The sequence below is a fragment of the Flavobacterium sp. RHBU_24 genome (assembly GCF_046613695.1).
In the GTDB taxonomy this organism is placed as follows: domain Bacteria; phylum Bacteroidota; class Bacteroidia; order Flavobacteriales; family Flavobacteriaceae; genus Flavobacterium.
In genome coordinates this window covers 41,395-68,362 of record NZ_JBKJHD010000016.1, presented here as the reverse complement: position 1 = coordinate 68,362, position 26,968 = coordinate 41,395, and the positions used below count along the sequence as shown (strand labels likewise).

The following is a 26,968-nucleotide window of genomic DNA, read 5'->3' as shown; positions in this document are numbered from 1 at the left end:
AAATAATTTATGTAAATGTGAATATTACTTTAAAGCTTCCTGCATACTTATAATTTTTCCGTTTTTAAACGGAACTACAAAAGCAGAGCTGAAGCCTTTAGCCTTTGCAGCAGCTACCATACTGCCGGTTTGCTGATATTCATTAGTTTCGCCATAAAAATAGCGTATAAGTTTTCCTTCTTTTACTTTAGAAATTGTTTTAAGCCCTTTAAAGTTAGACGGCGTTGTGGCAAGGTCTCGGGTGCTTGCCGATATCTGTACCTTAAATACCACCCCCGCGGCAGTGGCAGCAGCCTCCGGTGTCTCGTCCTTTTGTTTTGCAACCGGAACCGTTTCCTTGTCTGTAGATATTGGTTTCTCAAAATCAGCCTCTTTTACTTTATTGCCGGTCATCAGGTCTTTGTAGCTTATAATGGCATTGGCAATGGTGCGTGCGAGTTCGTTTTGGCCGGCATCGCTGTCAAGGTAAGCTCCCTCATTTTTATTAGATACAAACCCGAGTTCTATCAGTACACCCGGCATAGTAGTAGCGTCAAGCACCCATAGCGGTATCTGCTTAATACCCCTGTCGTGCCTTTCGAGGCTTTTAAAGCCGTTTTTCACCCGTGTGGCCAGCACGAGGCTTCGGTTAATATTCTCCTCCTGCCCCAGCCTTAGCAGCAATGTGGTTTCGGGCCTGTTAGGGTCAAAGCCACCATAATTTTTTTCATGCCCTTTTTCTTTAAATATAACGCTGTTTTCCTGTTTTGCCACATCAAGGTTCATATCGCTGCGGTTTAACCCCATTACAAAAGTCTCAGTACCATAGGCGGCCCCATTATTTACACCATTGCAATGCACTGACACAAACAGGTCGGCACGTTCACGGTTGGCATGGTTGGCACGTTCCCGAAGCTCTACAAAAACGTCGGTTTTCCTGGTGTATACTACCTCTAAACCCGGCTCGCTTTCCAGTATCTTTCCTATTTTAAGTACCGTGCTTAGTACTATTTCTTTTTCCTTATAGCCATTATGGTGCGTACCGGAGTCATCACCACCATGCCCGGCGTCAAGCACTACCTTAAAATTTTGGCAAAAGCCCGAAGCTGTAACCAAAAGCAAACCCGATAGTAACACGTATTTTTTTAAAATGTTCATCTTCTAGTTAATTTGTTAGGCCGGTTTTTACTTAAGCGCGTCTTGTAATGGTATTTTTTTACCATCGCGGAATGCCACCACATAGGCAGAAGTGTATCCCTTCTCTTTTGCGGTAACCAATAATTCCTTGGCTTCGGCATAAGAACTTACGCCACCATAAAAATATTTTATTACCGCCGTAGAAGCATCCTTACTGATAGGGCTCAGCCCGTTAAAATTATACGGTTCTAACGCAATATCAGTACCGCTGGCGGCTATTTGCACTTTAAACACTACAGGGGCTGTAGATGCTGCCACTGGCGTATTTACGTTGGCAGCAGCTGTTGTAGTTGTAGTAGCTGCCGCTACCGGCTTTGCCGGCAGCGTAGCAGCAGATGAAGCCGCACCTGAAACTGTAAAATATTCTTTTTTATACGCAAGAATTGCGGCGGCAAGTGCCTTAGCCATTTCATCCTGGCCGGCGTCACTGTTAAGGTAGGCACCCTCATCAGCATTAGATATAAAACCCAGCACTATAAATATACCTGGCATGGCTGCTTTATTCAGCACCCATAGTGGCGCCTGCTTTACTCCCCTGTTTTTTCTTTTCGCATTGTTTACAAAACCTTCCTGTACCTTGCTGGCAAGGTCGATACTTTTGCTCAGTACCGGCTCCTGTGTAGAGAGGGCGCCTGCTATAACCTCAGGGGCGGCGGTATTATAGCCTTCGTATTTTACTTTATAGTCTTTTTCAACGCTCATTACCACGTTTTCCTTTTTGGCCACATCTATATTACTGGCATTTTTTGTAGTGCCTATAACGTAAGTCTCCGCGCCAAAAGCGGCCTTAGTATTTTCGCTATTGCAATGTACTGATATAAAAATATCGCCACTGTTGCGGTTTGCCAGGCCGGGCCTTTCGGTAAGCTCTGTAAAAACATCGGCCTTGCGGGTATAAATTACATCAATGCCGTTATCGCCTTCAAGTATTTTACCGGCTTTTAAAACCACGTTAAGGGTAATGTTTTTTTCTACATACCCGTTATATACCGCACCGAAATCTTTACCGCCATGCCCCGCATCCAGTATTACCTTAAATTTTTGGCTGCCCTGCGCATGTATAGCGCCGCAGCACATAATAAAAAGTAAAAAAAGCTGTTTTAGTCTCGTGTCCTTCATCATTGCAAATGGGTTATTATGCTGCTATTGTTATACTTACATTTAATGGCAGGATTGCCAAAAATATTGTATGTTTGACACTCCAAAAAATGAGCCATACTGTTACAAAATTAGTATTAAAAGCATTGCGCACAAACTTATTTCATATCGTTTTATCAGTAATTTTCCTGATGATAGGCCTTACGGACTGCCATTCACAGGAGTTACGCGAAAAAAGGCGCGGCATCTTAAAGCCAAAAACAGAGCAGCCTAAGCCTACCGCTACCGACACCGCTACGGTTGACCTGCCCCAGGTTACCGAAGTTAAGGCCGTTAAACCACCTGACAGCATTAAAACCGACTCGGTTAAAAAAAATAAAAACGCCCTTGATGCCATAGTAAAACGCAGTGCAGACGATTATGAGAAGCTGGACCAGCGTAAAAAGGAACTTACCTTATATAACAATGCCCAGCTTAATTATAAAGATATAGAACTCAAAGCGGGCGTAATTATTATGAAATACGACAAAGATGAGATCTTTGCCGGGCGCTTTAAGGATTCTACCGGCTACTCCCAATATCCGTACTTTAAACAAGGTACTAATATAGTAGAGGCCGACTCAATACACTTTAATACCAAAACTAAAAAAGCACGTGTATGGAACTCGCGAAGCGACCAGGGCGAGTTCAGGATAAAGGGCGAGGTTACTAAAAAAGAGAACGACTCGGTATACTTTATTAAGAATGCGCGCTTTACCACCTCTAAAAATATAGACGACCCGGAATATTATTTTCTTGCCTACAGGGCAAAACTGGTACCGGGCCAAAAGGTTGTGGTAGGGCCCACTAACATGTGGATAGCGAATGTGCCTACCCCGCTGGGTATACCATTTGCATTTTTCCCTACTACGAGTGAAGCCGAGTCGGGATTTATAATGCCAAGTTATGGAGACAGCAACAACAGGGGCTACTTTTTGCAAAACGGCGGATATTATTTTGCCATGGGAGAACGATTAGACCTTGCCCTTACCGGAGATTATTATACAAACGGCAGTTATGGCCTCAGGGCTACCAGCAGTTACGCCAGCCGTTACAAATTTGCGGGAAATGTAAATATCCGGTATGAAAACCAGGTAACCAGCGAGCGCGGCTTTACTGATTATGCCCGGGCTAAAAACTATAATATACAATGGTCGCACAGCCAGGACAGCAAGGCAAACCCTACTTCACGCTTTTCGGCCAGCGTTAACCTGGGTTCTACGCAGTACTTCAGGCAGTCGCTTAATACAGTTAACGTAGGTGCCGCGCTTAACAACCAGTTACAAAGTACTGTTTCTTACTCAAAAACCTTCCAGACAGTACCTCAGGCTAATTTTACCGTGAGTGCCACCCACCAGCAAAACAGCAATACCGGCGCTATAAACATGACACTACCCACATTTCAGGGTAACATAGACCGCATATTTTTATTTGCCAAGGAAGACGAAGCTAAAAAAGGCTTAATAAAAAACGTAAACCTGCAATATAGCATAAGGGGCGAGAACCGCTTTGCTACAAACGATTCGGTTTTCTTTAAACCCGAAATGTGGCGCGATGCCCGTAGCGGCGTTCAGCACAGCATACCGCTTAGCACCAATTTTAAGATGTTTAAATTCTTTAGTGTTTCGGCAAGTACCGCCTACCAGGAAAACTGGGTATTCAACACTATAAGCAAGGATTATAATGAAACTACAAACCGTGTTGAAACCAAGGACTTAAATGGTTTTGACAGTTTCCGTACCTATAACTTTTCATCAAGCGTAGGTACTACCGTATATGGTACCTTTAACTTTGGAGACGATAAAAAGCTGCAGGCCATCCGGCATACCATCCGGCCATCAATATCATATGGCTACACACCCTCTTTCGATAAATACTATGACACCTACCAGCTTGACGCTTCGGGTACTAAATTTGACGATTACTCCAGGTTTGAAGGAGGCCTTTATGGCGCACCCGGCCAAAGTTACAGCAATAATGTAGGCATATCAGTAAACAACACCATTGAAGCAAAAGTTAAGGATAAAGACGAGAAAGTAACAGAACCTAAAAAAGTGATGCTTATTAACAACCTTAACTTTACCACCAGTTATAATTTAGCCGCCGATTCGCTTGCATGGTCCCCTGTTAGGGTTACCGCGGGTACAGTATTGTTTAAAAACAAAATGAATGTAAACGTTGGCACGACGTTAGACCCTTATGCAATAGACAATTCCGGCCGCAGGATAGATACCTATAACATAGATAATGGCGGGAGCCTTTTCAGGCTTACCAGTGCCAATGTAACGCTAAACTATTCGATAGCAAGCAGCGATGGCGAAGGCGGCAGAAAAGATGAAGACAGCCAAACAGCACGAAACGGTGGCCGTACCGATGACCTTTTTGGTGCATCTACAGATATGACCGACCAAAACAAGAGTATGTTTGATGATGATGCAGATACAGACAAAAAGAAAAAGCCCGGCAAAAGCAAATTTTATTCTGCCGAACTGCCATGGGATTTAAGGATGGCCTATTCGCTTACTTACGGCAACAATAACCGCGAAAAGAAGATAACCGGTAACTCTATTATGCTATCGGGCAATTTAGACCTTACCCCCCGCTGGAAGATGGGCTTTTCTTCCGGATATGACTTTGTACAAAAGGGTGTTACCTTTACACAGCTGCGCTTTGAGCGCGACCTGCTTAGCTGGCGCATGAACTTTAACTGGGTACCGTTTGGCGATAACACCTTCTGGGGCTTTTTTATTGGCATAAAATCATCGGTACTTAGCGACATTAAGTGGGATAAACGCCAGGTGCCCGACAGGAGGCTCACTAATTAAAATACTTATAGGGATAACAATTGTTGTCCCTTTTTAATATACAAATTCTAAATGCATTACACCATGAAAAAAATTATTTTTACAGACAAAGCACCCGCACCCATAGGTCCATACAGCCAGGCAATACTTATAGGAAATACCATCTATACCTCAGGGCAGATACCGCTTACAGCAACAGGGGAACTGATAAGCAGCGATATTGAAGCAGAGACAAAACAGGTTATGGAAAACCTTAAAGCGGTGCTTGAGGCCGGTGGCGCTACGTTTGAGCACGTAGTAAAAACATCGATATTTATAAGCAATATGGATGATTTTGTAAAGATAAACGGTGTATATGGCAGCTATATAAATGAGGAAACTGCCCCTGCCCGCGAAACGGTACAGGTAGCGAGGCTGCCAAAAGATGTAAACGTAGAGATTTCGATGATAGCAGTGCTGTAAAAAGGTTAACTACTATAAAAAGACAAAACGGATAGCAAATGCTATCCGTTTTGTCTTTTTAGAAGGGCTATCTATATTGCTATCGCCTTCAAAAATAACTCTGCCGAAGCGGGGTTGGTAGCGATGGGTACATTATGCACGTCGCAAACCCGTATCAGCATATTAATGTCAGCATCATGGGCATGGCTGCTAAGCGGGTCTTTAAAGAAAATAACCAATGCGGTTTTTCCTTCGGCTACCCTGCCTGCTATCTGCGCATCGCCGCCCAGTGGGCCAGAAAGCATCTTGCGTACCGTAAAACCGCCTTCCTCGGCCCTGCTCCCGGTGGTACCGGTAGCAATAAGTTTTACATCCTCTTTTATAAGGATATCTTTATGTGCGGCAAGAAATGTTACCATTTTATCTTTCATCCCGTCGTGGGCTATTATGGCAATCTCCATGAATATGGTGGTGTTTTAGTTAAGTTCGTGATACTCTATAAGTCCGTCTATAGGCCTTCTAAGTATATTACCTGTTTTTAGCCCGTTTGCAGCAAGCACTTCGGCAAGTTCAGTTTTAAGATAAAACGCTATAGAGCCTACAAAGTGAACCGGCACCTCATGTGCATCTTCAAACTGCAATATGTAGTTCTCTACGAATATCTGCATTTGGTCTACAATTATCTTCTTAATAAACTCGTCTTCCTTGTTCTGGATAAGGAATTTAGCAAAAGTAGCCAGGTACGCGTTAGGGTTAGGCTCTTTATACAGGTTATGTTTAATTACATCGGGTTCCAGGTTATACTCAGCAGCAAATTTATCCGAAAGGTGTTTCGGCATCTTGTTAAAGTAATATGCACGAACGAGTTCACGGCCAAAGCGGTTACCGCTACAGTCGTCCATAGCAATGTAACCCAGCGACTGTACTTTTTGTATCAGCTCCTCACCATCAAAATAACTACAGTTAGAGCCGGTGCCTAAAATACAGATAATGGCTTTTTCATTAGAGGGGTTAGTAGCATAAGCCGCGGCATAAGTATCTTCTTTCACGCTTACATCTGCGTTAGGAAAAAACTCCTTAAATACATTGCTCATGTAGGTCTTCATCCTGTCGGTACCGCAGCCGGCACCATAAAAATACAGGTTAGTTACGTCTTTACGGTTATTAAAAATGTCAAAACGTGCCTCCAGACGCTCAAGGGCTTCTTCTTTATTGATAACTTCGGGGCTCAGGCCTAGCGTTTGGGTTGTAAACAGCCTGTTTCCTTCGTCATCAAGCGCAATCCAGTCGGCCTTGGTAGCGCCACTATCCACTAATAATTTCATAATGTTAGTTTTAGTTTAGGTGAGTTATGGGTTAAGTTTGGGTTGTATTAAAATAAAGCCTGGGTTAAGTCTTTACTTATAAAAAATAAAATCCCGCCTTTTTGTTAAAAAGCGGGAAATATAATGAATTATTATAGTGATGCAATATGCACCGAAAGGTCGATAAGCTTGCTTGAGTAGCCGTACTCATTATCATACCATGAAACCAGTTTAAAGAAAGTAGAGTTAAGGCCTATACCTGCTTTAGCATCTATGATACTGGTGCGTTTGTCTGATATAAAATCCTGAGATACTACGTCATCTTCAGTAAAGCCAAGTATACCTTTAAGCTCATTTTCTGAAGCTGATTTAAGTACAGCCATAATTTCTTCATAAGAAGTTTCTTTAGCTACCTTAACAGTAAGGTCTACCACAGAAACGTCTACCGTAGGCACACGGAACGACATACCTGTTAGTTTGCCGTTAAGCTCCGGTATAACTTTACCTACCGCTTTAGCAGCACCTGTAGATGAAGGGATGATGTTTATGCTGGCAGCACGCCCGCCTCTCCAGTCTTTCCTTGATGGCCCATCGGCAGTCATTTGAGTAGATGTTGTGGCGTGAACAGTGGTCATTAAGCCTTCAACTATACCGAAGTTATCATTGATTACTTTGGCTAGCGGCGCAAGGCAGTTTGTAGTACATGAAGCGTTAGATACTACAGTATCTGCAGCAGTAGCCGTTTCATGGTTAACACCCATTACAAACATAGGCGCATCGGCCGACGGAGCAGAGATGATAACTTTTTTAGCACCACCGGTAATATGTTGTGAAGCGGTTTCAATAGTAGTAAATATACCGGTAGACTCTGCTACTACATCTACACCTACTTCATCCCATTTAAGGTTTTTAGGGTCTTTCTCGGCAGTAACCCTTATGTGTTTACCATTTACATACAGCTGGTTGTCTTTAACTTCAACCTCGCCTGCAAAACGGCCGTGTACTGAATCATATTTTAAAAGGTAAGCCAGGTGATCTACATCAAGCAGGTCGTTAATAGCCACTACCTCAACATTGTCCCTGTTATAGGTTTCACGGAAAACGATACGGCCAATCCTGCCAAAACCATTAATTCCTAATTTAACTGTTGCCATTCTTTTAATTGTTTTTTGTTGTTATATTAATAGTCTGTTAGTTTATATAGATACTATGTCAGATACTTTTATCAATTCCTGGTCTATCTGCGATTTACCTTTAACAGCAAGTTCTAAAGGTGTAAGTACTATTTCGTCTTTAATAAGGCCTACCATAAAATTAGATTTTCCTTCAAGCAGCACCTCAACCGCTTTTACGCCCAGCCTGCTGGCCAGCACCCTGTCAAAACATGAGGGTGAGCCACCTCTTTGCATGTGGCCAAGAATCGACACACGCACATCATATTCAGGCATGTTCTGGTCAAAATAATCTTTAAGCTCAAATGCGCTTTTTCCGGTTTTATCGCCTTCGGCAATGACTACAATGCTGGATAATTTACCCGAAGCCTTACTTTTTTTAAGTGATTCTACAAGCCTGTCAAGGCCCATATCTTCTTCCGGGATAAGTATCTCTTCAGCTCCCGCGCCTATACCGGCGTTAAGCGCTATATGCCCGGCATCACGTCCCATAACCTCTACAAAGAACAACCTGTTGTGAGAGCTTGCGGTATCCCGTATCTTATCAATAACTTCTACCACCGTGTTAAGGGCGGTATCATAACCCAATGTAAAGCTGGTTCCGAAAATATCATTATCTATTGTGCCGGGTATGCCTATAACGGGAAAGCCATATTCTGCGTTAAAGATAAGGCCACCTGTAAAGCTGCCGTTACCACCTATAACTACCAACGCGTCTATACCTTCTTTAACAAGGTTATCATAAGCTTTTTTGCGGCCTTCAGGCGTCATAAATTCTTTTGAGCGTGCCGATTTTAAAATAGTGCCTCCTTTGTTTACAATGTTATTTACACTACGGGGGCCCATTTCTTTAAAATCTCCCTCAATCATTCCCTGGTATCCACGGTAAATACCGCTGCATTCTATATTGTAATAGGCGCACGAACGAACCACGGCCCTGATTGCGGCGTTCATACCCGGAGAATCTCCGCCCGAGGTAAGGACACCTATTTTTTTCAGATTAAGTGACATTTTTCAGTATTTGATTGTAAAATTAATAAATTATTACAAATTCGCCATTTCAATTTACGATATATTATTTTTTTTGCAGATTTTCAATCGTTTTCGTTAATAAGTTTTTGTGAAGGACTTGTTAAAATATGCTCAAAAAGTAATTATTCGACAAAAAAAAGCATCCTTTTTTTTGTATAATTAAATTTATGAATCCTTATTGATTATTATTCTGTCTCGGGAATTGGCGTAGCAGGTTTGTCATCTGTATTTTTTTTACGGTTCCTGCTCTCGGTAAATTTGATAAATTCGGGAGCTATTTCGCTATCCGGAATTTCATTGGGATTTGTCGTATTTTCTTCAACTTTTGTTTGCGCGTTTTTAAATATTTTGCGAAGCAACTCTTTAAAGGTATCAAAATCTACTTCATATGTCATTCCCACACCCTGTGTATAGCCAATGCCTTCCCCTAAAAAGTTTATATCATTTTCACGGTTAAACACACGGGCGTTCAAAGTCCCGTCCTCATTAATGCGCAACTTCACCTCAATATTGCCCACTATGGCACTTTGATTTACACCGCCCACAGGCACCCCAAGCTGTCCGTTTATTGTAACCTTGTCGTTAATTTGCGATGAAAGCGTTAAGCCTATTTGCGAATTAGTGTCTACATAAGGATTGCGTGTGGGCTGCACATAATTGATACCTATATTAATATTATTGTTGCCATCTGAAAGCAAATCGTTAAAAATACTGTTTGCCCGCTCAAATAAGCTTCCATATACTGCCGAGTTTGCATTGGTAGGGCTTATAAAGCCCCCCGAGGCCAAAAGCGCCAGTGCCTGGGTTTGGCGTGTATCCATGTCGCTGAGCCTGTAGTCAAGATCGCTCTTAAGTACAGAGCTTATACCCGGGAAGTTGATGGTAAAATCCGGGTCGGGATTTAGCAGGCTCCCCTGTAACGATATTACCACCTCTGTATTTATATTGCGGCTTGATGTGGGTGCCTCAAGGAGTACCGACGGGTTAGCCGTAGTTTTATAAACTGCTTCCAGGTTTAGCCTTGCCCGCGTAGGGTCGCCTTCCCAGTTTATAGTGCCGCCAGGTTTTACAATAAACTTTTTATCTATTACACCACCATAGCGAAAAAAGTAATCGCCTGTTACCACCTGGTAATCGCCAAACATATTAAACTTTCCTAACGTATTAATTTGCAGCAGCAAAAATCCATTCCCTGTGGATGAGAGGCTGTGGCCGGTATTCTTATCTATAATAACCTCAATTTTTGCATCCGGTGTTACTGTAAGGTTGAACTCCATTTCAAGGCCCTTATACACCTTGCTGTTAGTTTTTGCTGTTATGCCTTTTTCTTTATCCTCTTTTTCCTTAGGGCTTAAAAAATGTATGAAGGCAGCAGTTGTGGTACTTGTATTGCCCAGGTTGCTTACCGGTATTCGCAGGTAAGTACCTTCGGCAGAGGTTGCATCAACATTAATAACAAGGGCATTTGTAGGCCCTTTAATACTGGCGTTGCCTTTTATGTAAGCAGTACCATAGTACAGGGCATCATCAGTTTCCTGTGTATCAAGCACCAGTATCTTTTGTGATTCCAGGTTAAGGTCTAGGTTCCAGTTTTTAAACATTTCGTGCCGCACTTCGCCCATAAACATTCCCTTTGTGCCCATTTTGGAATCTGTAAGCTCTATATTCCTGAAGTATATGCTGCTTTCGGTAATATCTACCGTAGCGTTTTCCTCAAAATTATAGCCTGTATTCAGGTAGCCTACTTTTACACCCCCTTTTTTTATGTAAAGGCGCCCGTCTATCTCAGGGTTCTTCACCGTACCCACTATGGCCGCCCTACCCGATGCATAGCCCCTTATTTCAGGGAATACTTTTTGAAGGAATACCTGTAGCGGGCTAATATCAAAATTAGTAAGCTTAGTATCAAGCGAAAGGTTAGTCTGCCCGTTTGCAATATTTATCTGCCCCGCTGTATTAAAAGTTTCAGAGCCATCACGGCTTATAGTAGTATTGAGGTCGAATTTCCTGAACGTCCTGTCTCCCATTACATCAAGTTTCATATCGCCCAAAACATATTCATTTAGCTGAAGCGAATCGATTGTAAGCGATGATGCCGGCTGGTACACATCCCTGCTTTGTTTAAGGCTTACCTCGCCATTAAGCCTTCCGCCAAAGTTTAGGCTATCCAGTGACGGGGTAACCTTGCTAAGGTCTACATCATCAAAAGACAGGTGAAGGTCTTTATAATTATTTCCCTTTATGTCGCCATTAAGCTGTACCCGCTGGTCGTTATGGGACATGCTAATATTATCAAGCGTAAAGTTTCTAAGTTTTTTGTCAAACACTACCTTATTGTCATGGGCATTTGCCTCATTAATGTACCACATAAAGTTTTTAAAGTTAACCTCTGATTTCTTAAACCCTACAACCGAATTTTTATCCTTATCTATAGTATGGTACAGGTCGAGGTTATAAAAATCAGCCCCCTTATTACCGCCTTTAAATTCGGTACGCACATAGAGCGTATCGTGTTGGGTAATATTAAGGAGGCTAAAATCTGAAACCTTGTAATTTTTTACCCGCATGCTGTCCACGCTTATATAAGTATTGTAAAGTGGGTTTTTATTATTAACGTCAATTTTAATATTATCAAAAGTGTTGCCTGCCGCCTCAATGTTAGGCGAATTAAACGCCAGTACAAATTCGTTAGTATCGCCTTTTACCCTCCCGTGCAGACGCGTATCTTTACTTACCGAAATATCAGGGAAAATGATACCTACAATTTTGTTGTATATGGTAAAATCATAATCAAGGTACTGGCCTTTTTTAATTTTATAAGGGGTATAGTTAGTATACAGGCTGCCCAGGCCATTCTGGAAAATTTTAGGCACCTGGTTTATATCAAACTTACCGGTAACCCTTCCTTCAATAATATCCTGAGAATTGATGGCTATGGTACGTTCATTATTTTCATCAAAAGACGAGGATACAAAAAAGTCTTCAAAAAAGTAGCTGTCGCGGCTGTTCTGGTAAGATAACCTCGAAATTTGGAGGGTACCCGCTATATCGTTTATATTATTACCAGATGCCTCAAACAACATATCGCCCTTAAAAATAGAAAGGGTATCACTTTTCATAAGCTTTAGAACGGCAAGATCAGCATAATCTATCTGGGCATGAAAGTCATAATTATTTATACGCTGGCTCATGTCTACCAGGCCATCAAAACTCATGAGCAGGTTAGGGTCGTTACTGTTAAGGTGACCATTAAAGTAAGGCCAGCGCAGGCGCCCGTCTATGGTAATGTTCTTGTAGTTATAGCCGTTAAAGGCAAAGCCGGTTACATTGCCTTTTACAATAGTATTAAGCGACTCTTTGCGGAAGCCTTTGCCGTCTACGTCAGCATGAAGGGTTGCAAGGCCCATGTCCTTTATATTAGTAACAGCACCAAGGTTAAAACCATTAAGGTCAATACTGCCTTTATAAACAGCCTCATCAGGGAGGTTATAGCCTTTAATAGCAATATCGGCCTGTGCTTCGCCAAGTTCGCTCATTACATACATTTGGGTAGTAAGGTCCTGCTTGGTAAGTACTACATGGCCTACAAGGTCTATCTTACCGAATTTTTCTAAAACCTGTGGCAGACTTTTACCTAAAATACGCGGCATAATACCGCGAAGGTTACTGTATTGGGAGCTTACGCGGCTAAAATTAGCATCCATATAAAAACCCGGGCCCTTTTTATCAAACAAGTGACGGAAATTTACCGTGCCTATTATTTCGCTTCCCTTATCATCAAGCAACTTAAGGTCGTGCAGCACAAAGTTGTTAAGCGGGCCGGTAAGCCTGGTAGATAAATAATACTTTTGGTTTTTGCCGAATTCAGGAAAAAACAGGTTAAGCTCATTACTGCTTACAGAAGCGCGCTTTATATTAAAATCAACGGGCACACGATTTACAAAGTCTTTCATGTGCTCCTTGGTATACGCCAGGCTCATGGTACCGGTAAGCTCAGACTCTGATGTTTTTATCGCGGCTTCTTTAAGTATTATATGCGTTTTTGTATAGCTAAAGCCCGCGGTAAGGTTCTCTACAAAAAGCCCACGGTGGTCGAGCAGGCTTAATTTGCGTATTTGGGCAGTAATTTCAGGCCCGTGTATCAAAAATTCCTTAACATGGCCGCTCAGTTTTTTAAAATCGAGCACCTTGTGGGTTACGGCGTTTTCATTAGTAAGCCTAAAGCGTCCGCCGGCAACATAAATATCACCTGCCGTCAGGCGAAAAGAGCCATCACCCGGCTTGCCGTTATCAAAAGCTTTTATAAAGGTATCAAAATTGCTTAGGTTCTCGCCCTTATAGGTTTTCATGTGAAAATTAAGCGCATGGGCATCAAGGGTGCCAAACTGGAATTTATTTTTTCCTAAATTACTAAAGCTAAGTATATTGGTATGTACGGTTTTGGCACTGATGAGGGTATCATTATGGTGGTCCATAATCAGGATACCCTTTAGCTTAACGCCGCCAAAAACGGATATCGCTACTTTATCAACATAAATATGGGTACCATAACTTTTATTAACCTTACCTGTGGCATAATGCGCCAGCCAGGTTTGTACAAACGGAAGTTGCAACGAAATGGCTAAAAACAGTAAAAACACCACCAACCACATTATGGTGCGGAGAAGTATTTTTTTAAATTTTTTGAAACCGCTATTTGTCGTAACTTTGTCTTCCAAAATGTAATTGTGCCATTAGTGGCAAATGTAGGGATTTTTACACAGCGTTAAATTCCTTTAACCGTTTTTTATAAACTCAAAATCTGTGCCTTTTATGGCTGAAAAGCCCATATACATATTAGCAATAGAAAGTTCGTGCGACGATACTGCCGCTGCCGTACTTGTAAACGATAAAGTACTGAGCAATGTTGTCGCCCGCCAGCAGGTTCATGAGCTATACGGCGGCGTAGTACCTGAACTGGCCAGCCGTGCCCACCAGCAAAATATAGTGCCCGTTGTAGATGTAGCCTTAACGAAAGCGGGCATACAAAAAAGCCAGCTTAACGCGGTAGCTTTTACACAGGGGCCGGGCCTTATGGGCAGCCTGCTTGTGGGCAGCTCATTTGCAAAATCATTAGCCCTGGCACTTAATGTGCCGCTAATTGCCGTAAACCACATGCAGGCGCACATACTCGCCCACTTTATACACGAAGACGGTTTTGATACACCTACTTTTCCGTTTCTTGCAATGACAATAAGTGGCGGCCATACCCAGATAGTGCGCGTAAACAGCCATTTTGATATGGAAGTTATAGGTGAAACCACTGATGACGCGGTAGGCGAAGCCTACGATAAAAGTGCCAAGATACTGGGCCTGCCCTATCCCGGGGGACCCCTTGTAGACAAATATGCGCAAACCGGTAACCCGAAGGCGTACCCGTTTACAAAGCCTCAGGTACCTGGGCTTAATTTTAGCTTTAGCGGGCTAAAGACCCAGATATTGTATTTTGTGCAAAAGAATGTTGCTGCCGATCCTGATTTTATAAAAAATAATATGCACGACATTTGCGCATCGATACAGTATACCATTATAAACATATTGATGGACAAGCTAAAGATGGCGGTAAAGGAAACCGGCATTAAGCAGGTAGCAATAGGCGGCGGGGTATCGGCAAACAGCGGTATTCGAAACGCGCTTAAGGAAGCCGAAAAAAAATATGACTGGAAAACCTTTGTGCCAAAATTTGAATATACCACCGACAATGCAGCAATGATAGGTATAGTAGGTTACCAGAAATTTCTTGAGGAGCAGTTTAATGATGCTGCCACAACCAGTAAAGCCCGTATAGCACTATAATGCAGTTATTTTATACCCCAGATATTACGCCCGCCAGCGCCACTTTCTTTTTTGATAAAGAAGAAAGCCGCCACATTATTAAAGTGCTCCGCAAAAAGGAGGGAGATATTGTGCATATAACTAACGGTAAGGGCTACCTGTTTACCGGCGAAGTGGCTTTTGCCAACGAAAAAAAATGCGAAGTACGCATTACCGGCGAGCATTTTTACCCCCCCATGCCCTATCGCCTGCACCTTGCCGTAGCGCCTACCAAAATGAACGAGCGCTATGAATGGTTTCTTGAAAAAGCCGTGGAAATAGGCATTACAGAAATTACCCCTATAATTTGCGAACACAGTGAGCGCAGCTTTTTTAAAGGCGAGCGTTTTGAGAAAATCATACAAAGCGCCATGAAGCAGTCGCTGCAATACCATATGCCGTTATTGCACGAGCCCGTGCCCTACGTTGTTTTCGTGCAAGAGCAGCGCAAGGGGCTGCTTTTTATAGCCCATTGTGAGGAGACTGATAAAAAACTCCTTAAGGCCGAGTTACGACCTAAAGAGGACGTTACCCTGCTTATAGGCCCTGAAGGCGACTTCTCTAATAAAGAAATCGGCCAGGCAGTGGGATTGGGCTACATACCGGTGTCGTTAGGCAATACCCGCCTGCGTACTGAAACCGCCGCTATTGTGGCAGCCCACAGCGTGGCTTTTGTAAATGAATAATTCGCATTATACCAATAAAAAATAAAGATGCAGCTATCAAAAAACAACCTAAAGAACATTGCCGCAAAGCCGGGGCTTGATATTCCGGATGAAAAACTATTTGATTTACCCGAGAAAGTATTGCAGTTCGGCACCGGTGTGCTGCTGCGTGGCCTGCCCGATTATTTTATAGATAAGGCCAATAAGCAGGGGATTTTTAACGGCCGTGTGGTAATTGTAAAATCTACCGATGGCAGCAGTGTTGATTTTGATGAACAAAACAGCCTTTATACAGTATGTGTGCGCGGTATTGCCGAGGGCAACGAAGTAAAAACCGACATCATAAACGCGTCAGTGAGCCGGGTGCTAACCGCAAAAGCCGACTGGCAGGCGATACTGAAATGCGCCCATAATGCTGAGATGAAAATTGTGTTTTCAAATACTACCGAAGTTGGTATTCAGTTAGTAGAAGAAAACATACTGGATGGTGTGCCGGAATCGTTTCCCGGAAAGCTGCTTGCCTTTTTATACGAGCGCTACCAGGAATTTAACGGCAATGCAAATAGCGGCCTGGTAATAGTACCTACCGAACTGATTACCGATAACGGCGATAAACTGAAAGAAATAGTACTGCAACTGGCGCAATTCAATAATTTAAGCTCCGATTTTATAAATTGGGTAACAAACCACAACAGGTTCTGCAACTCATTAGTAGACCGCATTGTGCCGGGCAGGCCTTCGGGTAGCGACCTTGATGAAATTGAAACTGCATTGGGCTATACCGATGCATTGCTCACCATGAGCGAGCCTTTTTGCCTTTGGGCGATTGAAGGCGATGAAAAAGTTAAAGAAGTACTCTCTTTTTATAAAGTTGACGACGCGATTAAAATAGAGCCTGATATCACTTTATATAAAGAACTGAAACTGCGTATACTTAACGGTACGCATACCTTTAACTGCGGCCTTGCCTTTTTATGTGGTTTCGACCTTACAAGGCAAGCGGTAAATGATCAACATTACAGCAGTTTCACAAAACAGCTTATGAAACAGATAAGCGATGCCATTCCGTATGAAATTGATGAAGCTGTAAAAGAAAACTTTGCAAAAAACACGTTTGAACGTTTTAGCAACCCGTTCATCAACCACCAGTGGCTAAGCATTACCGTACAATACACTTCTAAGATGAAAATGCGCAACGTACCACTGTTGCAACGCCACTACGAACTGACTGATGAAGTACCTGTATATATGGCTACCGGATTTGCAGCCTATTTACTGTACATGAAATCTGAAAAAAACGGTCCTAAATATTTTGGTAAACGCGATGGGATAGCCTATGAAATTAAAGATGACAGTGCCCACTATTTTTATGAGGTGTGGCAAAACAATGATGCCGCGACAGTACCTGGGGCAGTTTTGAAAGATAAATCGCTTTGGGGCACTGACCTCACTAAACTGCCGGGCTTTCTTGATGCAGTACAAACACAGCTTGAGAGTATTATTGCAAACGGCGCTCTTAGCACTGTTGCCGCACTTGAAGAAGCCGTGAAATAAACCAACTTAATCTGGCTCAAAATATCAGGTATCACAAAGTCCTTTCAGGTTAAGCAACCGCTATTATTGTAAGTATTTCTTTCATGGTTTGAAAATATTAAATACTTTAGTCACCTTTTGGATTTACAAGGCAATAAACACGGAATATCTTGTTGCAACCGGAAAAATTTTGAACAATAACAATATAAACATGTCAAAAGGCAGTATAGTAACGTTTGGCGAGGTAATAATGCGCCTTTCACCGCCGGGGGTAAATAAGATGAAGCAAAGCCGCGAACTGGAGTTTTATTTTGGGGGTACCGAGATGAACGTAGCGGCATCACTGGCACAGCTGGGCCTTCCTGTAAAGCACGTAGGCAACGTGAGCAACGATTTTGTAGGCGAGGCAGCCATTGCCTGCATGAACGGTTATGGCATTACCACATCGCACATCAATAAAGTAAAGCACCCACTGGGGCTGTATTTTATGGAAGTAGGCAGCGGCCTGCGTGCCAGCCAGATAACCTACAACCGCCTGCATGGGTCGTTTGCTAATATAGGCCCGGATCAGGTAGACTGGGAAGCGGTACTGGATGGCGTATCACATTTTCATTGGACAGGTATTTCACCTGCCATAAGCGAAGGTGCGTACCAAACCCTTAAAGCAGGATTAGCGCTTGCCCTCGCTAAAGGCATAACCATAACAACCGACCCCGCCTACCGCAGTAACCTGTGGCAGTACGGGCGCAACGGGCATGAGGTACTGGCAGAACTTGTAGGCTTAAGCACTGTTTTTATAGGCGGCGTAAATGAGGTAAACGAGATATTAGGTACTGAATTTCCGTTTTGTGAAGAAGGTTTTATTGCCGCGGCAAAGAGGCTGATGGAGAACTATCCCAACATTACAAAAGTTTACGACAAGGTGCGTACCGGCCTTAGTGCCACCCACCAGAAGATATATGCCCAGGCATGGGATGGCACCACCTACCTCAGCACTGCCGAAATTGAGATAACCGATGTGGTAGACCGGATAGGTACGGGAGATGCCTACGCGGCGGGGCTAATCTACGGTCTGCAAACCGGCATGGATGATGCGGAAGCCATAGCGTTTGCTAACGCCGCCTGCGCCATAAAGCACACCATAGCTGGCGATGTAAACCTGGCAGGCTTTGCAGAGATACAGGAAGTGGCTAAAGGTAATGTAAGCGGAAGGCTGAAAAGATAGCCGTCAGTATTAAGAATTCGGTATTCAGTGTGCTATAGAAAATAACAAAATCGCAGGTACACCCTGGCCGAATTTCGAAATCGATTTAGGTCCAAATAAAATAAAAATACAACTGATGAAAAATAAAATTATAGACGCTATTATAGCACAGGGGGTGTTGCCTTTGTACTTTAATGCGGATGAAACGGTAAGCATCAACATATTGCGCGCGCTTTACAAGGCAGGCATACGCGCGGTAGAATATACTAACCGCGGCGCTGAAGCCTTTGCAAACTTTACCGCCATGGTAAACATCCGCAACAGCGAAATGCCCGATATGTACCTGGGCATCGGCACGGTAAAGAACAGGCCTGATGCCGAAAAATACATTGGCGCCGGTGCCGATTACCTTATCAGCCCGGGCTTTGTGCTGGAAATTGCCGAATATGCAGTACCAAATAACATCCTCTATGCACCAGGCTGCATGACACCAACTGAAATTATAGCCGCCGAAAATAGTGGTATAGAGTTTATAAAGCTGTTTCCCGGCAACATCCTGGGGCCTGAGTTTATGGGCAGTATAAAGAGCGTGTTCCCTAACCTGCTGTTTATGCCTACAGGCGGCGTAGAGCCAAACGCAGAGAGCATAAGCGGCTGGCTTAAGGCAGGGGTATGTGCCGTAGGTATGGGCAGCCAGTTGATAACTAAAGAGCTAATGGACTATAGGAACTACGAAACATTAGAAACCAATACTAAAAAAGTAATTGAAACCATACAATCGTTAAGGGGCTGATAACCCACTTTTGACATAACCTCATACAAAACTTTATCTCATGAATGAAACGCTTACTACAAAATCTATAGGAAGATACCGATGGACGATATGTTCCCTCCTTTTTGTAGCCACCACTATAAATTATCTCGACAGGCAGGTCCTCAGCCTTTTAGCACCAAAGCTGTCAGAAGAATTTCACTGGAGTGAGACCGATTATGCAAATATTACAGCAGTATTCCAGTTTATATACGCGTTGTCTATGTTGTTTGCCGGGAGGATTATCGACAGGCTGGGTACCAAATGGGGATATGCCATTGCCATTGTTATCTGGAGTTTGGGTGCAATCCTGCATGCGGAATCAGTAGCGGTAGGCGAAGCGGCATCAGGTATTCTAGCAGCTGTAGGCATTATCGCAGTACCGTCAGTGGTGGGGTTTATGATAAGCCGTGCAGTACTGGGCTTTGGCGAAGCAGGTAATTTTCCGGCCGCTATTAAGGCCACAGCCGAATATTTCCCGAAAAAAGAACGTGCGCTTGCTACCGGCATCTTCAACTCCGGCGCTAACGTAGGTGCTATACTAGCCCCTATTAGTGTGCCAATTATTGCAGAACTCTGGGGGTGGGGAATGGCCTTTATTTTAGTAGGCGCGGCAGGCTTTTTATGGCTGTTTTTTTGGTTTATTTTTTATGAAAAGCCTGAAAAACAAAAATGGCTTTCTGCCGCTGAATTTGAATATATTAACTACGATATAAACAACGTTGAAGACCCTGTGGTACCCAAGCATGAAGCAGCAACTGTAAAGGTGCCGTGGTTCAAACTACTGAGCTACAGACAAACCTGGGCATTTGTATTTGGTAAATTCATGACCGATGGTGTGTGGTGGTTTTTCCTATTCTGGCTGCCAAAATACCTTGACGCGCAATACGGAATGAAATCTATCGAGATACAATTACCGCTTACGGTACTTTACACCATGACGATGTTTGGCAGCATAGGCGGTGGCTGGTTCCCTATGTATTACATAAATAAAGGCTACTCTCCGTATGACGGGCGTATGCGCGCAATGTTTATTATAGCACTTTTCCCTCTTCTTGTACTACTTGCCCAGCCGCTTGGTGAATCCTCCTTTTGGATACCCGTTGTGCTTATAGGTATTGGTGCCAGCGCGCACCAGGCATGGAGCGCTAACATCTTTACCACTGTGAGCGATATGTTCCCTAAAAAAGCTATAGGCAGCGTAATAGGAATCGGTGGCATGGCCGGGGGTATTGGTGGCGTAATAGTTACTAAAACCGGCGGGGCGTTGTTTGACCATTATAAAGCGTTAGGACATATAGAAACCGGGTATACCATAATGTTTGCTTTCTGCGGATTGGCGTATATAATCGCCTGGCTTGGAATGAAATCTTTAGTACCTACCTATAAGCAGATTACTGATTTATAGTATTTTAAATTGAAACAAAAAGGGCAGCCCGATGTGAGCTGCCCTTTTACTTTTATAAATTATTGTATTTATTTAGTTTTAAACCGTATCACCGTAAATGAATATGGCGGCAGTTCTTTAACTAATGCCTCCTTTGCCGATAATGTAGTTACATTTGGTTTCCCTGTCTTACTGTCGGGCTTTTCGGTAAATAACGTATAAGTAGCGGCACCTACAGGGGCAATATCTTTAAGTTCCAATTCCGGCGTAATACTTACCGGTAGTACATTCGCCAGCTTAATGATAAGGTCGCCCGTAGCAGCATCGGTTACTGCCGAAACCCCAAAGCGTTTGTTCGCCTCGCTGTTGTCAGAAAGCGTTACAAAGCTTTGCAGGTACGCATCGCCGGGATTGCTACCATACAACTGCTGCACGTAATAGTTAACAGTAGGCTTTACCTCGCTGCCGTTAAAATAAATAAGGTCGGGGTTCCACTGGGTGTGCTTTTCGCGCGCAAGCAGCGGTGCGTAGCTTGCCATGCTCACTACATCCCCATTGCGCTCAAGGCTGGTAAGGTACAGGGCCTCGGCCAAAGCGTTATACATGGTGCTGCCCCATGAGGCATATTCGCCCAGGTACACTTTTGATTTCGACCTGTCATAACTGTCATAAAAATTCTGGTTGTTGATGAACCAGCCCGGCTGCTCATAGTAATGCTCATCTATCATCGGAATATTCAGTTTATCGGCAATGGCCCAGCCTTCACGATAGTCTGCCCCTTCAAAAAATGGCCCCACGGTACCTATAACCGTAATATCAGGGTACTTTTTACGCACCGCGTTTACAATCATCGTATAGCGTTCTTCAAATACGTCGGTTATCAGGTCTTCGTTACCTATGCCAATGTATTTAAGGTTAAATGGCTTTGGGTGTCCCGCCTCTGCCCTCTTCTTACCCCAGGCTGATGTAGCGCTGCCGTTTGCATACTCTATAAGGTCAAGCACATCCTGTACATACTCGTCCATGTGTTCCATCGGGATGCCAAACTGCTGTCCGGCACCGCCTGTACCCGAATTTTGGCAGGGTACGCCCGCAGCCAATACCGGAACCGGTTCGGCTCCCATGTCTTCGCAGTACTGAAAATATTCAAAATACCCCAGCCCCATACTCTGGTGATAGCCCCACAGGTTACGCATGCCTTTTCGGCTCTCAAGCGGGCCTATAGTATTCTTCCATCGGTAAATATTTTCAATGCCGTCGCCGTGCGCCACACACCCACCGGGGAAACGCATAAACCTGGGGCGCAGGTTGGCCACGCTTTCGGCAAGGTCGGCACGGAGGCCGTTCTTATGCCCTTTGTATGTTTTTTGCGGAAACAGCGATACCATATCCACAGCGGTTTCGCCTGTAGTGCTTATCTCGAGTGTGGCATCTACAACCGTTTTATTTGGCTTTAATACTGCCGCATATTTCTTCCAGTCTGTGCCCGGTTTGATACTGGCTTCCGCCAAAACAGCACCCGAAGCATCTTTTATTTTAACCGTAAACTTCGCGCCTTTAGCAAATACAGAAAAGTCATACTTCTCGCCTGCCTTAACGGCTATGCCATCAAAACCGGTGTTAGCAATAGCGCCATTTTTAACCACTGCATAGTGTTTATTATTCGTGTGGATGCTGTTAAGGCTGTCAAGTGTAAAAACGCCTGTCCAGGCGGTGGTGTGGTTCCAGGTGGCATCATTACCGGTTTTGTCGCCTGTGTTATATTCAAAGTCACGGTTTTGAACCAGTTCAGCGTAGAGCCCACCGTCGGCAGCGTAGTTAATGTCTTCAAAGAAAACACCGGTAAGCAGGTTGCTTATCTTTTTACTTTTCTTAGCGTCTATCGTAATCTTAGCCTGTAGCGGCTTCAGGCCGGCAAATAACTTCGCATCGCTTTCCGGTGATGTTTTGTTGTGTGTGTTCTTATACTTTACAGCTTGTGCAGTTTTTATAAGGTTTTCTACCAAGGTATAGTCTACTTCGGTAATACTCCCTGCCTGCTTTCCACCGTTCAACAATATTTCTGTACTTAACGGCGCTTGAGCACTGGAAACTGTGGCGGAATAATTTTTAAAATCAATTGTACTGTTGCCATAGGGTTTATCCTTGCTTATCCAGTGTATATGGTATCTACCGCCTTTAGCGCTTACGCTGAGTTTTTCTACGTTACCCTCTTTCATTACGGGCACATATGTTTGGCGGTTCCAGCTTACAAGGTCAGGGCTGGCGGCGTGGGCTAAAACATTATCCGTTTCGTTTACACTCCACAGGCAATGGTACAACCCGGCATCGTCTTTAAACAAAAAGGGCTGCAGCATACGCTTTTCACCGCCCCAGCGGCCATAGTCGCACTTTAAAAAAGCGTGCTCCGGGCCTATGGCAAACCAGTTTACCTTATCGTTACTCCACGCAAAATGCAGCCCGTTGTGGCCTTTGTCTTTTTCGGTAGCATAGGCAAACAGGTATACTTTATGCGGGCTTTTATCTTTTGGATTTACGCCAAAAGATTGTAATGCCAAACCCATTGCCACTATAAACAGCAACACTATTTTAGAAAACTGCTTCATATTATTTGCTGCTTATTTTGTATAAAGCCGAACTGTGCGGGGTAAGTGTTACAGCTACTGTACCCGGTATTCCGGCTTTAGGCAATCCGGTCCAAATATCCATAACCTTCACGGTACCGGATAGGCCAAGGTCTGCTAAGGGTACCGAAACCTCTTTTTCTGAATCAGACACGTTAAACAGCGCCAGGTAGGTACTGCCGTCTTTAGGGTTTTTAGAGGTAACGGCCACCTTACCGTCTTTTTGGAACAGCTGTTTTACACCGGTGCTTTCCCTGTGCATCTTAAGTACTTCGTCGTTAGTAAGCAGAGACAGTGTGAAGGCATCGTTGCTCGGCATATCACCACCAAACATCAGTGGCGATTTAAATATGGTAAAGAACGTCATCAGCAAATATTGCTCGTCTTTTGTCAGGCGGGTCATACGGTCTTCACCGCGCTCGCCGCGTACCGATATACGCCCCAGGGGAATCATATCACAATCGGGCCAGGTACCGGGCGCGATGTAGGGGTACCATTTCTGGCTTACCTCCATAAGGTGGGTTATGTGCGGCCAGGTATCCCAAACGTCGTCTACCATACGCCACATGTTGGCATGGGTGCTTACGTGGGCAGCGGCACTAATAGGGGTTTCACCCGGTGAGGTGCTCAGTACTATCTTACGTCCACAGTTGTCTATCGCTTTGCGGATAAGGTTTATTTCGCCTTCGTGATACGGTGCAGAAAGGTCGTCTACCTTAATAAAGTCTACACCCCATGACGCATACAGGTTGATGATGGAGTTATAATACTCCTGCGCGCCGGGTTTATCCGCCACTATGGTATAGTTATCCTTAAGCCATTTGCACTGCATCTCGGTAGTATAAATCATATCTGCGGTAATGCCGTTGGCGCCCATTATGGGCATTTTCCCGTCAACGGCTTTTTTTGGGATACCCCGCATAATGTGTATGCCGTATTTAAGGCCCTTGCTATGCACGTAATCCGCAAGCTCTTTAAAGCCTTTTCCACCGGCAGCGGAAGGGAAACGGTTTACAGCGGGCAGGTAACGGCCATACTGGTCTATAACATAGCGGGCATCGGTTTGGTTATATCCCCCTGCCTTATCGTTCTCTACAAACCAGCGGATATCGGTAACTATGTATTCCCAACCGTGTTTTTTAAGGTTAGCCGCCATATAATCGGCATTAGCTTTTACTTCAGCCTCTGTTACGGTAGGTCCGTAACAGTCCCAACTGTTCCAACCCATGGGCGGTGTTTGCGCCCACGACCTGAAATCATCTTTAGGTGCCGTTTTACCAGTAGTGCCCTTACCGGATGAACATCCCGCTAACAGCACCGTACAGGCAAAAAGTGCAATTGATTTATTTAAATTCATTGTGTGTGATATTGATTATAATATATGTATTGCAGTTTGTTATTTGAGACTTGTTGTCTGGAATTTGGAATTTGTTATTTATTATTTGCAGCTTTCTCCCTTTCCATTATTTCTTTATAATAGGCCTGCAATACATAAAACGCCTTTTTCTTCTCGCCTTTATTGCTAATAAGGCCCTTACGGTTCCAGCCCTCCTGATAATAAGGGTTGCTGCGCTTAGGCGAGCGGAAGTCTGCCAGTATCCATGGCGATAACCCGCTAAAACTATCAGGGAAACGTGTTTTAAACATATTTACCTGCTCCTGGTAGTACCATTCCTGGTATTCTTCGCTAAAACGCGCGGTCTTATCATCGTGGTAGCCTGCTTTTGCACCTGCACCCGTCTCGCTGATAAAAAACGGCTTATCATAAGCCACCGTCCATTTTGCGGTGCGGCTGTCAGAGGGTATTCCACGGTACCAGCCCAGGTATTCGTTAAGGGCTACAATATCGGTATACTGCCCCAGTGGGTCGTCTACATGGTTAATACCCTCGTTATAACCTACCTCAAGTGCGGCCGAGATAAGGCGCGAACTATCCATTTTCTTTGCCATTTTTGCCAATGCACTCATAAATTCATTACGCGCAGGGCTTACAGGTGTTTCGTTACCAACCGACCATATAATGATGCTTGCACGGTTACGGTCGCGTGCTATCATTTCAGTGAGCTGTTTTTTGGCTTTTGCCAAAACTTCTTTGTTGCCAAAGTCTATCGTCCAATACACCGGTATTTCGCTCCACACCATAAGGCCTAATGAATCGGCAACCCGGGCCATGTTCTCGTTGTGGGGGTAGTGTGCCAGGCGCACCATATTACAGTTCAGTTCCTTAGCCCATCCCAATAGCTGCCTTGCATCATTATTACTGTTTGCACGGCGCGCCTCCTGCGGAATTTCCTCATGGATGCTGATGCCGCGGAGAAAAACCTGTTTGCCGTTAAGCACTATTTTTTTTCCTTCAACTTCTATCTTGCGGAATCCTATTTTGTCGCTCACCGTTTCGTTACCATAACTCAACTTTACCTGGTACAGCTTAGGGTTTTCCGGCGACCACAAGCTTATGCTTTTCGCTTCCAGGCTAAACGCGAGGCTGTCGCCCTTCACTTCATATTCTTTTTTCAGCTTAAGTTCCGGCACTTCAACCGTTACTTTACCACCGTTTGCATTGGCAATTTTAGCCCAGCCGTTTAGCGCATATTTTTTGTTTTTTATGGCTAATGCTATATCCTGTTTCGGGTCGAGCTGCAGTGCGTATTGCTGAATAAAATGCCCTGGTACAATAACCAGCTTTACATCCCGGGTAAGGCCGCCGTAGTTCCACCAGTCGGTATTTACGGTAGGCACCTCATCGGCATGGCGGCGGTTGTCTACCCGCACCACCAGGAAGTTGCCTTTATCTTTAAGCAGCTCTTTAGGTATTTTAAAGTTAAACGCCGTAAAACCGCCTTTGTGCATGCCCAGCTTTTTACCGTTAAGATATACATGGGCTTCATAATTAGCCGCGCCAAAGTACAGGTACACGTCTTCACCGGAAGTTATGGCAGGGGCATCAAACTCACGCTGATACCACACTGCACCTTCATAGTACAAAAACACCCGGTCCTGGCTGTTCCAGTCACCCGGCACCTTAATGTTGTAGGGGGCATCGTAGCCGTGTTCGGCCCACTGGGTTTTATCTTTCGGGCGGCTGTCATTCCAGTAAGCACCCGCATCTTTTTCAGGGCGCTCCTTAAAGCGGTAATCATAAAAACCGGTATCATAGGGGTCTATAATATAATGCCAGGTACCATTTAGCGATACGGTTTTACGGCCGGCCGTGTTTACTATAAGGTCGTTTTGGGCGTTTGCGGAAAAGAGACTGCCTAAAAAGGCAATGGCAGCTAAAATAAGGTTCTTCATGGTTTATAGCTTGGAATGTATTTTTGGAAATTTGGTTATTTATAGCGAGCAAATATACATAGGTGCAATATACGGATTATCTTTTTTACCAAATAGTAGCGCTAACTTGATAATGCGTATAAAGAACGGTACAGCTTAAATTAAACCACAAAAAAAGCCCCAATTAAGGGGCTTTATATATGAAACAATAAATATTATTGCTCATCTTTCTTTTGGGCTCTCTTCTCCTTGATAAGCTCAACAGTTGCACCACCAAGCCAGTAAAACACAAAGCTTGCAAGGAACATAAGCAACCAAAAACCAATAGTGGCTATGGTAAGGAAAAGTAGAAAACCTAAATACTGGTGAAATTCAAACATGCTTTCCGGAATTTTTTTTTGAATTATGCTCCAAATATAAAGCAAAAGGTTTGGTTAGCCAATTAATTTACTGACAAAAATTCGGTAAAATTAATGGCGAAATCATTTTCTTAAAAATCCTTTATTGCTTATTTTTGGCTGGCTTTATAATTTTAGCACAAAGCCAGTGAAT

19 protein-coding genes are annotated in these 26,968 nt (G+C 43.8%); 8 read left to right on the top strand and 11 right to left on the bottom strand.

All coding sequences use genetic code 11. The features are described 5' to 3' along the window. Window positions 1-24: 24 nt before the first annotated feature. Entirely contained in the window at window positions 25-1,137 is a 1,113-nt protein-coding gene (locus ACLI09_RS14455; RefSeq protein ID WP_411420345.1) for an N-acetylmuramoyl-L-alanine amidase family protein, read from the bottom strand. A gap of 27 nt (window positions 1,138-1,164) precedes the next feature. Next, window positions 1,165-2,298 carry an N-acetylmuramoyl-L-alanine amidase family protein gene (locus tag ACLI09_RS14450; protein WP_411420344.1) on the bottom strand — a complete coding sequence of 378 codons (1,134 nt, stop codon included), beginning with the start codon at window positions 2,296-2,298 and terminating at the stop codon, window positions 1,165-1,167. Window positions 2,299-2,384: 86 nt separating this feature from the next. Here ACLI09_RS14450 and ACLI09_RS14445 point away from each other — a divergent pair, with 86 nt between their 5' ends. Then, window positions 2,385-5,138 carry a putative LPS assembly protein LptD gene (locus ACLI09_RS14445; RefSeq protein ID WP_411420364.1) on the top strand — a complete coding sequence of 918 codons (2,754 nt, stop codon included), beginning with the start codon at window positions 2,385-2,387 and terminating at the stop codon, window positions 5,136-5,138. A gap of 63 nt (window positions 5,139-5,201) precedes the next feature. Continuing rightward, window positions 5,202-5,579 carry a RidA family protein gene (locus ACLI09_RS14440; RefSeq protein WP_411420343.1) on the top strand — a complete coding sequence of 126 codons (378 nt, stop codon included), beginning with the start codon at window positions 5,202-5,204 and terminating at the stop codon, window positions 5,577-5,579. A gap of 71 nt (window positions 5,580-5,650) precedes the next feature. On the opposite strand, the gene ACLI09_RS14435 is transcribed toward ACLI09_RS14440, so the two are convergent. The 5 genes from ACLI09_RS14435 to ACLI09_RS14415 form a co-directional block, all read right to left on the bottom strand. Further along, window positions 5,651-6,019 carry a methylglyoxal synthase gene (locus tag ACLI09_RS14435; protein ID WP_411420342.1) on the bottom strand — a complete coding sequence of 123 codons (369 nt, stop codon included), beginning with the start codon at window positions 6,017-6,019 and terminating at the stop codon, window positions 5,651-5,653. Between the two features lie 15 nt (window positions 6,020-6,034). Next, entirely contained in the window at window positions 6,035-6,883 is an 849-nt protein-coding gene (locus ACLI09_RS14430; protein ID WP_411420341.1) for an N-acetylglucosamine kinase, read from the bottom strand. Window positions 6,884-7,014: 131 nt separating this feature from the next. Continuing rightward, a complete protein-coding gene (gene gap, locus ACLI09_RS14425; protein WP_411420340.1) occupies window positions 7,015-8,016 on the bottom strand; it encodes a type I glyceraldehyde-3-phosphate dehydrogenase in 1,002 nt (333 codons plus the stop codon). Window positions 8,017-8,058: 42 nt separating this feature from the next. Then, window positions 8,059-9,045, bottom strand: a complete 987-nt coding sequence (gene pfkA, locus ACLI09_RS14420) for a 6-phosphofructokinase (RefSeq protein ID WP_411420339.1) — start codon at window positions 9,043-9,045, stop codon at window positions 8,059-8,061. Window positions 9,046-9,251: 206 nt separating this feature from the next. Next, window positions 9,252-13,784, bottom strand: coding sequence for a translocation/assembly module TamB domain-containing protein (locus ACLI09_RS14415; protein ID WP_411420338.1), 4,533 nt, complete (start codon window positions 13,782-13,784; stop codon window positions 9,252-9,254). A gap of 94 nt (window positions 13,785-13,878) precedes the next feature. Here ACLI09_RS14415 and tsaD point away from each other — a divergent pair, with 94 nt between their 5' ends. The 6 genes from tsaD (at window position 13,879) to ACLI09_RS14385 (ending at window position 20,540) form a co-directional block, all read left to right on the top strand. After that, the gene (tsaD, locus tag ACLI09_RS14410) at window positions 13,879-14,901 is read left to right on the top strand and encodes a tRNA (adenosine(37)-N6)-threonylcarbamoyltransferase complex transferase subunit TsaD (RefSeq protein ID WP_411420337.1); all 1,023 of its coding nucleotides are present in this window, start codon (window positions 13,879-13,881) and stop codon (window positions 14,899-14,901) included. Beyond that, window positions 14,901-15,605, top strand: coding sequence for a 16S rRNA (uracil(1498)-N(3))-methyltransferase (locus ACLI09_RS14405; RefSeq protein WP_411420336.1), 705 nt, complete (start codon window positions 14,901-14,903; stop codon window positions 15,603-15,605). Before tsaD ends, ACLI09_RS14405 begins: the two co-directional genes overlap by 1 nt. Before the next feature lie 27 nt (window positions 15,606-15,632). After that, a complete protein-coding gene (locus ACLI09_RS14400; protein ID WP_411420335.1) occupies window positions 15,633-17,138 on the top strand; it encodes a tagaturonate reductase in 1,506 nt (501 codons plus the stop codon). 190 nt (window positions 17,139-17,328) lie between these two features. Beyond that, window positions 17,329-18,342 (top strand): sugar kinase, encoded by a 1,014-nt coding sequence (locus tag ACLI09_RS14395; RefSeq protein ID WP_411420334.1) that lies wholly within the window; start codon window positions 17,329-17,331, stop codon window positions 18,340-18,342. Between the two features lie 115 nt (window positions 18,343-18,457). Further along, window positions 18,458-19,114, top strand: coding sequence for a bifunctional 4-hydroxy-2-oxoglutarate aldolase/2-dehydro-3-deoxy-phosphogluconate aldolase (locus tag ACLI09_RS14390; protein WP_411420333.1), 657 nt, complete (start codon window positions 18,458-18,460; stop codon window positions 19,112-19,114). A gap of 40 nt (window positions 19,115-19,154) precedes the next feature. Next, window positions 19,155-20,540 (top strand): MFS transporter, encoded by a 1,386-nt coding sequence (locus tag ACLI09_RS14385; RefSeq protein WP_411420332.1) that lies wholly within the window; start codon window positions 19,155-19,157, stop codon window positions 20,538-20,540. Between the two features lie 68 nt (window positions 20,541-20,608). On the opposite strand, the gene ACLI09_RS14380 is transcribed toward ACLI09_RS14385, so the two are convergent. The 4 genes from ACLI09_RS14380 to ACLI09_RS14365 form a co-directional block, all read right to left on the bottom strand. Next, entirely contained in the window at window positions 20,609-23,125 is a 2,517-nt protein-coding gene (locus ACLI09_RS14380; RefSeq protein ID WP_411420331.1) for an alpha-L-arabinofuranosidase C-terminal domain-containing protein, read from the bottom strand. Window position 23,126: 1 nt separating this feature from the next. Beyond that, window positions 23,127-24,500, bottom strand: coding sequence for a glycoside hydrolase family 27 protein (locus ACLI09_RS14375; protein WP_411420330.1), 1,374 nt, complete (start codon window positions 24,498-24,500; stop codon window positions 23,127-23,129). Window positions 24,501-24,574: 74 nt separating this feature from the next. After that, window positions 24,575-26,437, bottom strand: a complete 1,863-nt coding sequence (locus ACLI09_RS14370; RefSeq protein WP_411420329.1) for a glycoside hydrolase family 2 protein — start codon at window positions 26,435-26,437, stop codon at window positions 24,575-24,577. Window positions 26,438-26,631: 194 nt separating this feature from the next. Then, window positions 26,632-26,796, bottom strand: a complete 165-nt coding sequence (locus ACLI09_RS14365; RefSeq protein WP_411420328.1) for a hypothetical protein — start codon at window positions 26,794-26,796, stop codon at window positions 26,632-26,634. Between the last annotated feature and the right edge of the window lie 172 nt (window positions 26,797-26,968).